The sequence below is a fragment of the Arthrobacter sp. P1_B9 genome (assembly GCF_056406495.1).
Genome location: NZ_JBFUAA010000010.1, coordinates 84,684 through 98,696 on the forward strand (window position 1 = coordinate 84,684; position 14,013 = coordinate 98,696).

Annotated in this window: 14 protein-coding genes; 12 read left to right on the forward strand and 2 right to left on the reverse strand. The window is 67.0% G+C overall.

The window, feature by feature from the left end; genetic code table 11:
• The first annotated feature begins 94 nt into the window (after window positions 1-94).
• The 7 genes from AC1D1A_RS14660 to AC1D1A_RS14690 all read left to right on the forward strand — a co-directional run bounded on the left by AC1D1A_RS14660 (window position 95) and on the right by AC1D1A_RS14690 (window position 6,108).
• Window positions 95-958 (forward strand): helix-turn-helix transcriptional regulator, encoded by an 864-nt coding sequence (locus tag AC1D1A_RS14660; protein ID WP_476948024.1) that lies wholly within the window; start codon window positions 95-97, stop codon window positions 956-958.
• A complete protein-coding gene (sufB, locus tag AC1D1A_RS14665; protein ID WP_223917411.1) occupies window positions 958-2,421 on the forward strand; it encodes a Fe-S cluster assembly protein SufB in 1,464 nt (487 codons plus the stop codon). Before AC1D1A_RS14660 ends, sufB begins: the two co-directional genes overlap by 1 nt.
• Window positions 2,421-3,707 carry a Fe-S cluster assembly protein SufD gene (gene sufD, locus AC1D1A_RS14670; RefSeq protein WP_476948025.1) on the forward strand — a complete coding sequence of 429 codons (1,287 nt, stop codon included), beginning with the start codon at window positions 2,421-2,423 and terminating at the stop codon, window positions 3,705-3,707. Before sufB ends, sufD begins: the two co-directional genes overlap by 1 nt.
• Before the next feature lie 31 nt (window positions 3,708-3,738).
• Complete coding sequence (locus AC1D1A_RS14675; protein WP_476948026.1) at window positions 3,739-4,098, forward strand: non-heme iron oxygenase ferredoxin subunit; 360 nt, start codon at window positions 3,739-3,741, stop codon at window positions 4,096-4,098.
• A gap of 88 nt (window positions 4,099-4,186) precedes the next feature.
• Complete coding sequence (gene sufC / locus AC1D1A_RS14680) at window positions 4,187-4,984, forward strand: Fe-S cluster assembly ATPase SufC (RefSeq protein WP_026537381.1); 798 nt, start codon at window positions 4,187-4,189, stop codon at window positions 4,982-4,984.
• 13 nt (window positions 4,985-4,997) lie between these two features.
• On the forward strand, window positions 4,998-5,330 hold the full coding sequence (locus AC1D1A_RS14685; protein WP_018772973.1) for a metal-sulfur cluster assembly factor: 333 nt from the start codon (window positions 4,998-5,000) through the stop codon (window positions 5,328-5,330).
• A gap of 181 nt (window positions 5,331-5,511) precedes the next feature.
• Window positions 5,512-6,108 (forward strand): hypothetical protein, encoded by a 597-nt coding sequence (locus tag AC1D1A_RS14690; protein WP_476849628.1) that lies wholly within the window; start codon window positions 5,512-5,514, stop codon window positions 6,106-6,108.
• A gap of 69 nt (window positions 6,109-6,177) precedes the next feature.
• On the opposite strand, the gene ypfJ is transcribed toward AC1D1A_RS14690, so the two are convergent.
• Window positions 6,178-7,065, reverse strand: a complete 888-nt coding sequence (gene ypfJ, locus AC1D1A_RS14695) for a KPN_02809 family neutral zinc metallopeptidase (RefSeq protein WP_476948027.1) — start codon at window positions 7,063-7,065, stop codon at window positions 6,178-6,180.
• A gap of 58 nt (window positions 7,066-7,123) precedes the next feature.
• Between ypfJ and AC1D1A_RS14700 the strand changes: the two genes are divergently transcribed.
• Together AC1D1A_RS14700 and AC1D1A_RS14705 are read left to right on the forward strand one after the other, a co-directional pair.
• On the forward strand, window positions 7,124-8,536 hold the full coding sequence (locus AC1D1A_RS14700) for a class I adenylate-forming enzyme family protein (protein ID WP_476948028.1): 1,413 nt from the start codon (window positions 7,124-7,126) through the stop codon (window positions 8,534-8,536).
• 118 nt (window positions 8,537-8,654) lie between these two features.
• The gene (locus tag AC1D1A_RS14705; RefSeq protein ID WP_476872145.1) at window positions 8,655-9,809 is read left to right on the forward strand and encodes a thiolase family protein; all 1,155 of its coding nucleotides are present in this window, start codon (window positions 8,655-8,657) and stop codon (window positions 9,807-9,809) included.
• A gap of 196 nt (window positions 9,810-10,005) precedes the next feature.
• Here the strand turns inward: AC1D1A_RS14705 and AC1D1A_RS14710 are convergent, their stop codons facing one another.
• Window positions 10,006-10,809, reverse strand: a complete 804-nt coding sequence (locus tag AC1D1A_RS14710) for an IclR family transcriptional regulator (protein ID WP_476931037.1) — start codon at window positions 10,807-10,809, stop codon at window positions 10,006-10,008.
• A 121-nt stretch (window positions 10,810-10,930) separates the two neighbouring features.
• On the opposite strand from AC1D1A_RS14710, the gene AC1D1A_RS14715 reads away from it, so the two are divergent.
• From AC1D1A_RS14715 to AC1D1A_RS14725, 3 genes are all read left to right on the forward strand, one after another.
• Window positions 10,931-11,434, forward strand: a complete 504-nt coding sequence (locus AC1D1A_RS14715) for a tripartite tricarboxylate transporter TctB family protein (protein WP_476948029.1) — start codon at window positions 10,931-10,933, stop codon at window positions 11,432-11,434.
• Between the two features lie 2 nt (window positions 11,435-11,436).
• A complete protein-coding gene (locus AC1D1A_RS14720; RefSeq protein ID WP_476948030.1) occupies window positions 11,437-12,939 on the forward strand; it encodes a tripartite tricarboxylate transporter permease in 1,503 nt (500 codons plus the stop codon).
• A gap of 64 nt (window positions 12,940-13,003) precedes the next feature.
• Entirely contained in the window at window positions 13,004-13,999 is a 996-nt protein-coding gene (locus tag AC1D1A_RS14725; protein ID WP_476948031.1) for a tripartite tricarboxylate transporter substrate binding protein, read from the forward strand.
• The last annotated feature ends 14 nt before the right edge of the window (window positions 14,000-14,013 follow it).

Sequence of the window (14,013 nt, forward strand, 5' to 3'; positions counted from 1 at the left end):
CCGGACTAAATTACGACATGATTGTGTTGTGTATTCCATGAGCCCCCTTGTGTCCGGAGCCGCTGTGTCTGGAGCAGCTGTGTCCGGAGGCCCTGTGTCCGGAGCCGCTACGTCCGCAGTCCCGTCCGGGCGCGGCGCCGCGCGCGTCCGGCCTGCCCGGGTACACGTGGCGGCCGTTCCGGACGCCGTTCCCGCGGCTGCCGGCACCCACACGCACGACGCCGAAGAGCGCACGCGTGACCGCGTCCTGAACGCGGTGCTGGAGCACGGACCCATCAGCGCGGCCGAACTCGGCGACCTCCTGGGCTTCACTCCGGCCGCCGTGCGCCGCCACCTGGACCACCTCGCGCGCACCGGAGTGATTGAGGTCAAGCGGGTTGCCCGCGCCGGTGCCGGCGCCGGACGGCCCGCCCGCCGCTACGTCCTGAGCTCCCAGGGCCAGTCGAACCTGGGCAACGACTACCTCGACATCGCCTCCGTGGCGCTGCGCCGGCTCGGCGAGGCGGCCGGCCCCGAGGCCGTGCGGCAGTTCGCCGTCGAGCGGTTCGCCGACATGGAGCGCCGCTACGCACCGGAGATCGAGCAGGCCGGACCGGACATCACGGCCCGCGCCCAGGCTCTCTCCGCGGCGCTGAGCCGCGACGGGTTCGTCGCCTCGGCGCAGTCGATCGAAGCCAAGGCCCCGCTCCCGGCGGCGCTCTCCAGCGTCCAGCTCTGCCAGGGGCACTGCCCCATCCAGCACCTGGCTGCCCAGTTCCCCGTGTTCTGCGACGTGGAGACTGAGGTGTTCTCCCGGCTGGTCGGCGTCGATGTGCGCCGGCTGTCCACCCTGGCGCGCGGCGGGCACGTCTGCACCACCCACATACCTACGGGCCGTCCGGCCGCCATCGGGACTCCCAGTCCCGCTGCACCGGTCAACCCGGACGAAGTATCCAACCATCTCCAAGAAAGGCCGTGATGACGGACCAACTATCAGAGAAGAAGGTTGCTGACTCTACTGTGATTTCGGAGATTCTGGAAAAGAATCCCGAGCTCCACGGAATTGGCACCTATGAGTACGGCTGGGCCGACAAGAACGACGTCGGGGCCAACGCCCGCCGCGGTATCAATGAGGACGTTGTTCGCGATATTTCGGCCAAGAAGAACGAGCCGGAATGGATGCTCGACCTCCGGCTCAAGGGCCTGAAGTACTTCGACCGCAAGCCCATGCCCACCTGGGGCGCGGACCTGTCCGGCATCGACTTCGACAACATCAAGTACTTCGTGCGCTCCACCGAGAAGCAGGCCGCCACCTGGGAGGACCTGCCCGAGGACATCCGGAACACCTACGAGAAGCTGGGCATCCCGGAAGCCGAGCGCAGCCGCCTCGTCTCCGGCGTCGCCGCCCAGTACGAGTCTGAAGTGGTCTACCATCAGATCCGCGAGGACCTGGAAGCCCAGGGCGTCATCTTCCTGGACACCGACACCGCGCTGCGCGAACACCCGGAGATCTTCCAGGAGTACTTCGGCACCATCATCCCGGTGGGCGATAACAAGTTCGCGTCGCTGAACACGGCCGTCTGGTCCGGCGGTTCCTTCGTGTACGTGCCCAAGGGCGTCCACGTGGACATCCCGCTGCAGGCCTACTTCCGCATCAACACGGAAAACATGGGCCAGTTCGAGCGCACGCTGATCATCGCCGACGAGGACTCCTACGTCCACTACATCGAAGGCTGCACCGCGCCGATCTACACCTCGGACTCGCTGCATTCCGCCGTCGTGGAAATCATCGTGAAGAAGGGCGCCCGCGTCCGCTACACGACCATCCAGAACTGGTCCACGAACGTGTACAACCTGGTGACCAAGCGCGCCATCTGCGAAGAGGGCGCCACCATGGAGTGGATCGATGGCAACATCGGCTCCAAGGTCACCATGAAGTACCCGGCCGTCTACCTCGTGGGCGAAGGCGCCAAGGGCGAGACCCTGTCCATCGCGTTCGCCGGCGAAGGCCAGCACCAGGACACCGGCTCCAAGATGGTCCACATCGCGCCCAACACCAAGAGCTCGATCATCTCCAAGTCCGTGGCCCGCGGCGGCGGCCGTGCTGCCTACCGCGGCCTGGTCCAGGTCCGCGAAGGCGCCAAGCACTCGGCCAACACGGTCCGCTGCGACGCCCTACTGGTGGACACCATCAGCCGGTCGGATACCTACCCGTACATCGACATCCGCGAGGACGACGTCACGATGGGCCACGAGGCCACGGTCTCGCGGGTCAGCGAAGAGCAGCTGTTCTACCTGATGTCCCGCGGCATGCGCGAAGACGAGGCCATGGCGATGATCGTCCGCGGCTTCATCGAGCCGATTGCCCGCGAACTGCCGATGGAATACGCCCTCGAGCTGAACCGACTGATTGAACTGCAGATGGAAGGATCGGTCGGTTAATGACTGACATCACTACTGAAAAGGCCCGCATCGGCGCGCCCTCAGCCCAGCCGTTCATCAACGGCTTCACCGAGGAAGGCGAAAGCCTCTCACCGCTGAACGCCGCGGAGTCCAAGGCGCCGCTGGCCGGCGAAGCCGTCAAGCGCCACTCGCACGGCGGCGGCGTCGGCGTACCGGACAGCTCGCGCGCCGGCCGCCTGACCTCCTACAAGCTGGCGGACTTCAAGCCGCTGACCGGCATGGAAGAGGACTGGCGCTTCACCCCGCTCAAGCGCCTCCGCGGCCTGCACACCGAGGTCCTCACCGGTGCGGCGCCGGCCGTGAGCGTCACCGCTCCGGACAGCGTCAGGGTCGAGACCGTCGGCCGTGACGACCGCCGGATCGGCTCCGCCGCCATCCCCGAGGACCGCGTCTCCGCGAACGCCTGGGAGAACTTCACCGAGGCCACCGTCATCACGGTCCCGTCCGAGGTCGAGGTGGAGGGCGAGGTCAGCGTGCTGCTGACCGGCCAGGGCACCGAAGCTTCCGCGCAGCACGTCGTGATCGTCGCGGAAAAGTTCTCCAAGTCCGTCGTCGTCCTGGACCACCAGGGCACCGCCGTCGTCTCGGAAAACATCGAAATCCTCGTTGAGGACGGCGCGCAGCTGACCGTCATCTCGCTCCAGGAATGGAACGACGACGCCGTCCACGCCTCCTCCCAGCAGGCGAAGCTCGGCCGCGACGCGAAGTTCAAGCACATCGTCGTCAGCCTCGGCGGCGACCTCGTGCGGGTCACGCCTTCGGCACGCTTCACCGCCCCGGGCGCCGAAGTGGAACTGTTCGGCCTGTACTTCGCCGACGCCGGCCAGCACCTCGAGCAGCGCCTGTTCGTAGACCACGCCGTGGCCAACTGCAAGTCCAACGTCCTGTACAAGGGCGCCCTGCAGGGCCGCAACGCGCACACCGTGTGGGTCGGTGACGTTCTGATCCGCAAGGAAGCAGAAGGCACCGACACCTACGAGGCCAACCGCAACCTGGTCCTGACCGACGGTGCCCGCGCCGATTCCGTGCCGAACCTTGAGATTGAGACCGGCCTGATCGCCGGCGCCGGCCACGCCAGCGCCACCGGACGATTCGATGATCAGCACCTGTTCTACCTGATGGCCCGTGGCATCCCGGAAGAGGTGGCCCGCCGCCTGGTGGTCCGCGGGTTCCTGAACGAGATCATCCAGAAGATCAACGTTCCGGCCATCGAAGAGCGCCTCACGGAAGCCGTCGAGCGCGAACTCGCGGCGACCAATCACTAGTGCGCAGCACCAGAGAACACGGACGACATCAATGACTGAACAGCCAAAGGGCGAGCTAGTCTGCAACGCCAGCGAGATCCAACTCAAGCAGGCGCTGCGGATCCTGATCGACGACTACCCGGTAGCGATCGTGAAGGACTCGATGGGGGAGATCCACGCCATCGGCGACACCTGCTCGCACGCGGACATTTCGCTCTCCGAAGGAGAAGTCGAAGGCTGCAAAATCGAGTGCTGGGGCCACGGCTCCCAGTTCGACCTGCGCAGCGGCGAGCCGCTCCAGCTGCCGGCCTATGATCCCGTTCCCGTGTTTGCCGTGACCGTCCTGGATGACGAGGTCTACGTGGACTTCACCAAAGTCCTGAACGGCGCCGAGGCTCCCAACTTCAGCTAGCTGCCTGCAGCCGGCAACCCGCACAAGAAAACTTATCGCCAAGAAAACGCACAGTGCCGAGGGCACGGTGCAGAGGAGAACAAGACACATGTCGACTCTTGAGATCAAGGACCTGCACGTCAGCATTGACACCGAGCAGGGCACCAAGGAAATCCTGAAGGGCGTCAGCCTGACCATCAGGACCGGCGAGACGCACGCCATCATGGGCCCCAACGGCTCCGGCAAGTCCACGCTGGCGTCCACCATCGCCGGGCACCCGCGCTACAACGTCACCTCCGGCACGATCACCCTCGACGGTGAAGACGTCCTCGCCATGAGCGTCGACGAGCGCGCCCGCGCCGGCCTGTTCCTCGCCATGCAGTACCCCGTCGAGGTCCCGGGCGTGAGCATGACCAACTTCCTGCGCACCGCCAAGACCGCGATCGACGGCGAAGCCCCCAAGCTGCGCACGTGGACCAAGGACGTCAAGGCCGCCATGGCGCAGCTGCGCATCGACGCCGACTTCACCCAGCGCAACGTCAACGAAGGCTTCTCCGGCGGCGAGAAGAAGCGCGTCGAGATCCTCCAGCTCGAGCTCTTCAAGCCGAAGTTCGCCATCCTCGACGAGACCGACTCCGGCCTGGACGTCGACGCGCTCAAGGTTGTCTCCGAGGGCGTCAACCGCGCCCACGGCGAAGGCAACATGGGCACCCTGCTCATCACGCACTACACCCGGATCCTGCGCTACATCAAGCCGGACTTCGTGCACGTGTTCGTCGATGGCCAGGTTGTGGAAGAGGGCGGCCCGGAGCTCGCCGACCGCCTCGAAGACGAAGGCTACGACCGCTACGCCACCGGCGCAGGGGCGGCCACCATCGCTGCCGCCTCGGCTGCAGCCCAGGCGTAGTTAGGACTCCGCAATGACCGAACTCAATGTGGCCCGCACGGGCCTCGAGGATGTCGAAGAGGCGCTCAAGGATGTGATCGACCCGGAACTCGGGGTGAACATCGTTGATCTGGGCCTGCTGTACGGTCTGAAGTACTCGGACGACGACGGCGCCCTGCTGATCGACATGACCCTCACCACCGCCGCCTGCCCGCTCACCGACGTGATCGAGGAGCAGGTCGGCAAGGCCCTGGACGGGATCGTCGACGACTGGCGGCTCAACTGGGTGTGGATGCCGCCATGGGGTCCGGAACGGATCACCGAGGACGGCCGCGACCAGATGCGAGCCCTGGGCTTCAACATCTAGGTCCCCACCGCCTCCCTAATTACGCCGACGGCGGCCCCTCCTCAWTGAGGCGGGGCCGCCGTCGTCATTTCGTTCCGGCGTTCCYGCCGCCGTTCCCATATCGTCCCGGCGGTGGTCTGATAAAGACAACGGGTCCACACGCTTCGGGCCGGGCACGCCGTCGAACAGGAGGCACACGGGAATGGATGCCACGCCACCGCCGCGGCCCTCCGATGCGGGCAAGGACTTCGTGGTTGTCGAGGACAGCGGCGAGTTCTCCTACTACCGGTCCCGGGAAGCCCTGCTGGCCGACTTCGAATATGTCGGCGAAGCTCCGTGCATCATGGACCGCAGCGCCACTACCTACCGGCTGGAGCTGGACGAGAACCGCCACCTGCGCATGGGACCGCCCCTGGGATCGGTGGAGTTCCACTGGCTGCGCCAGGCCCTCGCCGAGGCGCGTGACGTGCATCCCGAATCCCTCCGGCTGCAACGGGTTGACCCCGTCGGGCTCGCCGGGCTCGTGGCCGGACTGTTCGAGACGCTGCAGCTGGAACGCGGAACCGATGCTGAGCTGGGACTTTGGAGCCTGGACATCGACGGTCTGGCGACGCGGCGCAATGCGCTGGCCGACGTCGACCGCCTCCTGGCCGGAAACGACCGGCTGGAATCGGTCCTCGTGACCGACCCCTTCGGGCACCAATACCGGCCCGTGTGGCACGCAAAGCACCGGCACCTGGGCCACGCCGGATTCCTCAGCTACGTCGAGGTCCCGATCCGGCGCCGGCAGCGCGGGTGAGGCCTCGGGTTTAGGCCCGAGAGTTGGGCCGAAGGGTTGGGGCCAGGGGGCTGGGGCCAGGGGGTGGGGCTAAGGCGTTGCCACCGCGAACGTGTCGCACTTGTTGATGTCCCCGGTGGTGTACCCCTGGTAGAACCACTTCTGCCGCTGGGCACTTGAGCCATGGGTCCATGCCTCCGGTGAGACGCGGCCCGTGGCGGCCTTCTGGATGCGGTCATCACCGACGGCGGAGGCCGCCGACAGGGCGTCCTTCACGTCCTGGTCAGTGAAGGGGTCGAGATAGGGCTGGCCGGTCTTGGGATCCGCCTGCGTCGTTGCATAGTGGGCCCACAGCCCTGCGTAGCAGTCGGCCTGGAGCTCAACCCGGACACCCCCGGAGCCGGGGCCCTGCGGATCCTGTTGCGCCCGGTCGAGGTCGCCAAGCAGGTTCTGGACGTGGTGGCCGAATTCGTGGGCCACCACATATTCCTGCGCCAGGGGACCGCCTGAGGAGCCAAACCGGTCCACCAGCTCCTGGAAGAAGCCGGGATCGAAGTACGCCGTGGTGTCCACGGGGCAGTAGAACGGCCCCACGTCCGAGGTGGCGGCGCCGCAGCCGGTGTTGGTTCCGCCGGTGAAGATCACGGCCTTCGGCCGCGGGTACTTGGTGTTGTACTGCGACAGATAGGCCGGCCAGAAGGCGTTCAGGCTGTTCACCGTGCCGGTGATCCTGCAGTCGAGGCGGGCGTCGGCGTCAGCGCCGGTCTGGCAGGCGGGGGGAGAGCCCTGGCTCTGCGACTGGGGCTCCTGGACGGTGCCGGCCAGACCCTCGAGAAGCTGGGGGTTGATGCCAAAGAGGGCTGCCAGCAGCAGGATGATGCCGCCGCCGATCCCGCCGCCGATCATCGGGCCGCGGCCCATCCCGCGACGGTCCTGGACTTGTGACGGGTCCAGCGGGGCGTTGTCGTTAAAGCTCATGGAGTCACAATATCCCGCACACGCAGCCGCGGCGCCCGGCAACGCTAAAGTTGGTTCGATGCCTTTTCTCGACAGACTCCAGCGCTGGGCCGATGACCGTCCCGACGAGACAGCCGTCGTCGTGTCCGGAGAGCACCTCAGCTGGTCGGCCCTGCGGGACAAAGCGGCGGCCCTGGTGCCTTCGGCGCCGGCCATCACTGTGCTGTCCCTACAAAATTCAACCCACTTCGCCATAGCGTTCGCCGCGGCCGTGGCTGGTGAGCGTCAGTGCGCCGTGTTGGACCCGGCCTGGCCCCAGCAACTCCAGGACGGCATCACCGCCCGCATCGCCGGGACGGAAACGGGTCCGGCGCGTGCAGCTCCCGGGCCGGACCCGTTCCTGGTCGACGGGCCGCCGGAGACCTCGTTCCTGGTCGGCCTGACGTCCGGCACCACCTCGGTGCCCAAGGCGTTCACCCGCTCGCGGCGGTCCTGGCAGGAATCCTTCGAGGCCTCCATCGAATTCTTCGCACTGACGCAGGACGACAAGTCCCTGGCTCCCGGGCCGCTCGCGGCAAGCCTGAACCTCTATGCCCTCGCCGAATCCCTGTATGCCGGCGCCGAGTTCCACAGCCTGGACCACTTCGACGTCGGTGCCGCCCACGCGGCCGTCAGCCACGACGGCATTACCCGCCTGGTCCTGGTGCCCACCATGCTCCGGCTGCTCAGCGAGCGGGGCCTTACCGGCGGTGTCGATGCCTCCGGCATCCGCAGCATCATCTGCGCCGGTTCCAAGCTGGACGCCCGGACGCTGGAGGCGGCCCGGCGCTGGGCCCCCAACGCGACCATTTTCGAGTACTACGGCGCCTCCGAGCTCAGCTTCGTCTCGGGCGCCGGGTTGCGTCCGGGCGAGCCCGTCGAGCCGGGCGGGACCGGCATCGGGAAGCCCTTTCCCGGCGTCGAAATCCGCATCCTCGGCGACGACGGCGCCGAACTCCCGGACGGCAGCGACGGCAACATCTGCGTCCGCAGCGGCATGGTCAGCAACGGCTACCTGTGGGGTGACGACGGCCAGGCGCTGCGCTGTTTCGACGGCTGGTACACCGTGGGGGACCAGGGCTACCTCTCCGACGGGACCCTGCACATGCTGGGCCGCCGCTCCGACATGATCATCACCGCCGGCACCAACGTCTACCCGCATGAGGTCGAGATGGCGCTGGCCTCCGTCCCGGGCGTCGCGGCGGCCGTGGCGGCCGGCATGCTTGACGATCTTCGCGGCCAGCGCGTCGTGGCCGGCGTCGTGCCCTCGCACGGGGCGGTCACCGCCACCCAGCTGCGGTCCGGGATCGACGATGTGCTGGCCCGGAACAAGCGCCCCCTGGAGTACTTCGTGCTGACTGAGCTGCCCCTGACGGACCGCGGCAAAATCAGCCGGCAGCTGCTGCTGGACTGGGTGGCCCGGAACGATCCCAGGATCCGGCGTCTTGGCTGAGCCGCGCGCGGGCAGCGGGCCGGCAGCACCCGGGCGGCCGACCCGCGGGACGTCGTTCCCCGGGCGGTCTGTTCCCGGGCTGTCTTTCCCGGGGCTGCTGCCTGAGGACAGGCAGCCGGTGATCATCGCCGCGCGCCGGACGCCGCTGTGCCGGGCCAACGGGGCCCTGAAGAAGCTGCGCGCTCACGAACTCCTGGCTCCGGTGCTCCGCAGCCTGCTCGCCGATGCCGGCGCCGGCCCCGGCCGGCAATCCGTGACCGACGTCGTGATCGGCAACGCCGTGGGCGGCGGCGGGAACGTGGCCCGGCTCGCCGCGCTGGAGGCGGGCCTGCCGGTCACCGTCCCCGGCGTCACCGTGGACCGGCAATGCGGCTCGGGTCTGGACGCGATCGTCCTGGCCTCCCGGCTGGTCGCGGCGGGCGGCGGCGGCCTGTACCTCGCGGGCGGCGTCGAGAGCATCAGCACGGCTCCGCTCCGCGCCCACCGCAACGACGACGGCAGCCCGGACTTCTACAGCCGGGCCCAGTTCGCGCCGCTGAGCTTCGGCGACCCCGACATGGGGGTGGCGGCCGAAAACGTCGCCGCCCGCTTCGGCATCAGCCGGGAACGCCAGGACGCCTTCGCGCTCCGCAGCCACCAACGCGCCCTGGCCGCCGCGGCCGCCGGGACGTTCGACGCCGAAATCGTGCCCCTCGCCGCCGGCTCCGGGGGGTCCGCGGCAGCCGACGACGGACCGCGGCCGAGTCTTGGCCCGGCCCTGATGGCCCGTTTCCCGCCTGTATTTGCCAGCGGCGGCACGGTCACGGCCGGTAACTCCTGTTTCGACGCCGACGGTGCCGCCGCCGTCCTCGTCACGTCCATGGAGCGGGCCCGGCAGCTGGGCGCCGCCGACGGACTGCTGGTCCTGGGAACCGACACCGCCGGGGTGGCGCCGCAGATCCTCGGCATCGGCGCGGCCGCGGCGGCCGAACGGCTCCTCGCGGCACACGGACTGACGGCCGCGGACGTGGGCCTGGTGGAATTCAACGAGGCCTTCGCGGCCCAGACGCTCGCGTGCTTTGACCAGCTGGGAATCGACCCGGACCAGGCCAACCTCGACGGCGGCGCCCTGGCCCTCGGTCACGCCTATGGAGCCTCGGGCGCGGTACTGGTCACCCGGCTGCTGGCACAGGCCCGCAGGTCCCCGGCGCCGGGGCAGCTTTCCCTGGCGATGATCAGCATCGCAGGCGGCATGGGCACGGCCGCGCTGCTGGGTTACGCGCGCCTCAATTAGGCCCCGGGAGGGGGACATGCCCATTCTTCGCGGCGCAGGATGGACATATAGGCCAGATGTCCACTGGCTGCGGGCAGGGGAGGGCATGTCCCTGTACCCGGTGCGGGCATGCCCCGGCGTGGCCTCGGGGAAGGACATGCCCATTCTTGGGCACGGGGAGCGGGCACGTGGTGGCGTGGTGGCGGCGGTCCCCCGCCTAGTAGACAGACCCTTCCAAGAGCTCTGAGAGTCGGCTGGCGGCGCGCCGGAGTTCAGGAACGCCGGCCTCGAGGCCTGCTTCGGTGGCTGACTCAACGGGGCTGGTTAGTGCCATGGACTCACTGGGGCGTCGGGTTCCGTTCGGCACAGCGACGGCGACCGACAGCACGCCGGTGGCACGCTCATCGGCCGAATACGCGTAATCGACGCCGGGCTCAGGCAGGCGTGCGCGGAGCTCGTCGGCAGTAAATGTACTCTCCTCATGGCCGGATGCGACGGCCGCGGCTACCACTTGCCCGAGTTCCGCATCGGAAACGGTGGCCAGCAGGATCTTCCCGGCCGCTCCGACGGTGAGGGGGAGCCGCTTACCCAGCGGCAGGTCATAGCGGAGGGGCGAGTCGCCGTCGACACGTGCTACGAGGATCCTTTCAAAGCCCAGTCTGGTGTACAGCGATGCCGTGAGTCCTGTCTGCGAGGCCACCTGTTGGAGGATCGGCCTCGCGGCAACCACGAGGGGGTCGTTCTCCAGGTAGCTACGGGCCGCCGGCAGGACTGCGGGCCCTATCCGGTAGGACTTATCCGTCTGGCTGACCATGCCGAAATCCTGAAGCACACGCAAGATCCGCAGTGTGGTCGGCAGGCTCATCCCGCAAGTCCGGGCCAAATCACTGAGGCGCTGGGGCCGCTCCGCACGCTGGAGTTCGGCGAAGACCTCCATCGACCTGGACAGGGAGCGCATGTTCCCGGCTTTGGGGCCGCCCTCTTCAGCGGAGCCGGCCGAATGTGTCGAAGTCACTGTCATTGTTTCATTCTATGTAACTTCACTGCGCTTGACAGTGATTGTGTCTCCTGTCACTATTTCTTCAGACGAAACATTCTTTCATTCTATGAAATGAAAGATCACGGAACGTAAGAAGGAAACAATGACAACGGAGTCACTACTGACTAAACCCGAGCGCGCCATTCGTGTCGCTCCGTCGGTGCTTGCGGGCGTCGGCACTTTCACCGCCGTCGGCGTGTATGTCCTGGTCAGTTCGGTCGGCCTCGGCCTGTGGACGTCGCTGGGGCCCGGCCCCGGCCTGTTCCCGTTCGCCATGGGAGGGGTGCTGGTCGCGATGTCAGCGCTCTGGCTGGTCCAGGAGCTGCGCCGGCCGAGCGAGAGGGCCGAGGGGATCGACAGGGGTCTGGTGATCGCGGTCGTGGTCAGCCTTGTGCTTGTGGCGTCCGTCATGGATTTGCTGGGCTTTCAGCTGAGCATGTTCCTGTTCCTGCTCTATCACCTGAAACTGCGGGGCCGCCGGACCTGGGTGTCCTCCCTGATCATCGCCCTTGCCGGAAGCGTCGGTGCGTTCTATGCCTTCAACTACGGGCTGAACGTCGCACTCCCCGTCTCGGCATTCGCTCCGCTGAACCTGATCGGACTATAGACGTGGACACACTTAACGAACTGCTCGGCGGCTTCGCAGCCGCCATGACCTGGCAAAATCTGATCTTCGCCTTCCTGGGCTGCCTGCTGGGCACCATCATTGGGGTCCTTCCCGGAGTTGGCCCGGTGGCCGGTGTAGCCCTGCTCATCCCGCTCACTTTGAACCTGGACCCCACCGGTTCGATCATCATGCTGTGCGCCATTTTCTACGGCACCCAGTACGGCGGAACCATCACCAGTGTCCTTTTGAACACTCCGGGTGAGGCGTCGTCGGCGATCACCACCATCGACGGTTACGCGATGACCAAGCTCGGCAGGGCCGGTGCGGCGCTGACCCTGGCCGCGGTAGGATCCTTCATCGGCGGAACCATCGCCACCATCGGCCTGGTCGCGGCCGCCAAACCCCTGGGCGAACTGGGCCTGCTCGTCGGGCCGCCGGAGTTCTTCGCGCTCATGGTCGTCGGTATCTCCCTGCTCGTCGCCCTGGCAGGCAAATCCATGGTCAAGGCCATCATCTCCGGAGCCCTGGGCCTGCTGATCTCCATGGTCGGCATCGACCCCGTCGCGGGCGCCCCGCGCTTCACCTTCGGGATGGACCGGCTCCTGGACGGCGTCAGCTTCGTGGCCGTCATTGTCGGCGTCTTCGGGCTCTCCGAAATCCTGTCCCACCGGAAAAACGCGGAGACTCCGTTGGTTCATGCCCCCGGACTCCGCTCGCTGCTCCCCACCCGGACGGAATGGCGCCGAAGCGCCCCCGCCATGGCCCGGGGCACCGGCGTCGGCTTCGGACTCGGCCTTATTCCCGGCATGACCGGATCAGTCTCGTCCCTGCTGTCCTATGCCGCGGAAAAGAAGTTCTCCCGCTTCCGCCACCAACTCGGCAAGGGCGCAGTCGAAGGCGTCGCCGGTCCCGAAACGGCCAACAACGCCCACGCCAATGCCGCCCTGATCCCGCTCTTCACCCTCGGCATCCCCGCATCCCCGACCATCGCCGTGCTGATGGGCGCGTTCCTGCAACAGGGCCTGACCCCTGGGCCCGCGCTGTTCACCGACCACTCCGAGATCGCCTGGGCCATCATCGCCAGCCTTTTCATCGGCAACGTGCTGCTGCTGCTCCTCAACGTCCCCCTGGTCGGCCTCTGGACCTCCATCCTGCGCGTCCCCACGCCCATCCTGACCGCACTGATCCTGCTCTTCATGGTCATCGGCGCCTACACCATCAACTTCAGCGTCTTCGACGTGTTCGTGATGATCGGCTTCGGCCTACTCGGCCTGGCCCTGAGGAACCTGGACATCCCGCTGGCACCGATGGTCCTCACCCTGGTGCTCGGCCCCCTGATGGAACGCTCACTACGCGAATCCCTGGAAATCTCCCAAGGCGACTTCAGCGTCTTCACCAGCCGCCCCATCTCCGCCGTCCTGATCGGCGCCGGCGTGCTGATCATCTGCAGCCCGCTGCTCAAGTTCCGCAAACCCAAGGCCCTCACCGAGGATCCCGAAGCCTGACCCTCCTAATACACCGTCCAAACACCCACCAGCCACCAACGCATTTCTTCAAAGGAGAAGACCCTTGTCACGCAATAAAATCACCGCAGCCTTCGCAGCAGCAGCACTTATCGCCCTCACCGGCTGCGGCGCCAACGCCTCCAACACCTCAGGGGAGGACTTCCCCAAGAAGGGCAAGTCCATCGACCTGATTGTTGCCTTCTCCTCCGGCGGAGCCGTGGACACCGCAGCCCGCCTCGTTCAGCCGATCCTGGAGAAGGAACTCGGCACCAACGTCGAGGTCATCAACAAGCCAGGCGCCGGCGGACAGATCGGCTACACGGCACTGACCAGCGCCAAGCCCGACGGGTACACCATCGGCGCAACCGGCTCACCGTCAGTGGTCGTTTCACCGCTGGACCCGGCCCGCGGCGCCAAATACACCCGCGCCAGCTTCCAGCCCCTCGGCCGTCAGGTCATCGACCCCGCCGTCATTGCCGTCCAGCCGGACAGCCCGTACAAGACGCTGAAGGAACTCCTCGACGCCGCCAAGGCAAACCCGAAATCCATGACCGCCAGCACCACCGGACTGCAGACCGGCGAACACTTCGCCCTGGCCCAGATCCAGGAAACCACCGGCTCCGAATTCGCCCCCGTGCACTTCTCCGAAGGCGCCTCCCAGGCCACCACCGCGTTCCTCGGCCGGCACGTGGACGTCCTGGTTGCCAACGTCAGTGACGTGACCGACCTGACCAAGCAGGGCAAGGCCCGGGTCCTGGGCATCATGACCGCCGAACGCTCACCCTCGCTGCCGGACGTTCCCACCTTCCAGGAATCCGGCTACGAGGTGGAAGCCGGTACGGTCCGCGGTTACTCCGCACCGGCCGGGCTGCCGGACGCCGTTGCCAAGAAGCTGGAAGCCGCCCTCCAAAAGGCCATCGAGGATCCTGCCGTCAAGGAAAAGATGAGCGCCCTGGGCCTGCAGACCAGCTACCTCTCCGGCACCGACTACGAGAAGTTCTGGGCCGGACAGGAAGAGGTCTTCAAGAAGGTCCTCCCGCTGGTCCAGAAAAAAGACTAGTCCAACCACCAGCC

What these genes read in the sequence shown, in the direction of transcription:
- sufB (WP_223917411.1), top strand. Translation starts at nt 958, where the DNA reads ATGACGGACCAACTATCAGAGAAGAAGGTTGCTGACTCTACTGTGATT.
- AC1D1A_RS14675 (WP_476948026.1), top strand. Translation starts at nt 3,739, where the DNA reads ATGACTGAACAGCCAAAGGGCGAGCTAGTCTGCAACGCCAGCGAGATC.
- AC1D1A_RS14685 (WP_018772973.1), top strand. Translation starts at nt 4,998, where the DNA reads ATGACCGAACTCAATGTGGCCCGCACGGGCCTCGAGGATGTCGAAGAG.
- sufC (WP_026537381.1), top strand. Translation starts at nt 4,187, where the DNA reads ATGTCGACTCTTGAGATCAAGGACCTGCACGTCAGCATTGACACCGAG.
- AC1D1A_RS14690 (WP_476849628.1), top strand. Translation starts at nt 5,512, where the DNA reads ATGGATGCCACGCCACCGCCGCGGCCCTCCGATGCGGGCAAGGACTTC.
- AC1D1A_RS14700 (WP_476948028.1), top strand. Translation starts at nt 7,124, where the DNA reads ATGCCTTTTCTCGACAGACTCCAGCGCTGGGCCGATGACCGTCCCGAC.
- AC1D1A_RS14715 (WP_476948029.1), top strand. Translation starts at nt 10,931, where the DNA reads ATGACAACGGAGTCACTACTGACTAAACCCGAGCGCGCCATTCGTGTC.
- ypfJ (WP_476948027.1), bottom strand. Translation starts at nt 7,065, where the DNA reads ATGAGCTTTAACGACAACGCCCCGCTGGACCCGTCACAAGTCCAGGAC.
- sufD (WP_476948025.1), top strand. Translation starts at nt 2,421, where the DNA reads ATGACTGACATCACTACTGAAAAGGCCCGCATCGGCGCGCCCTCAGCC.
- AC1D1A_RS14710 (WP_476931037.1), bottom strand. Translation starts at nt 10,809, where the DNA reads ATGACAGTGACTTCGACACATTCGGCCGGCTCCGCTGAAGAGGGCGGC.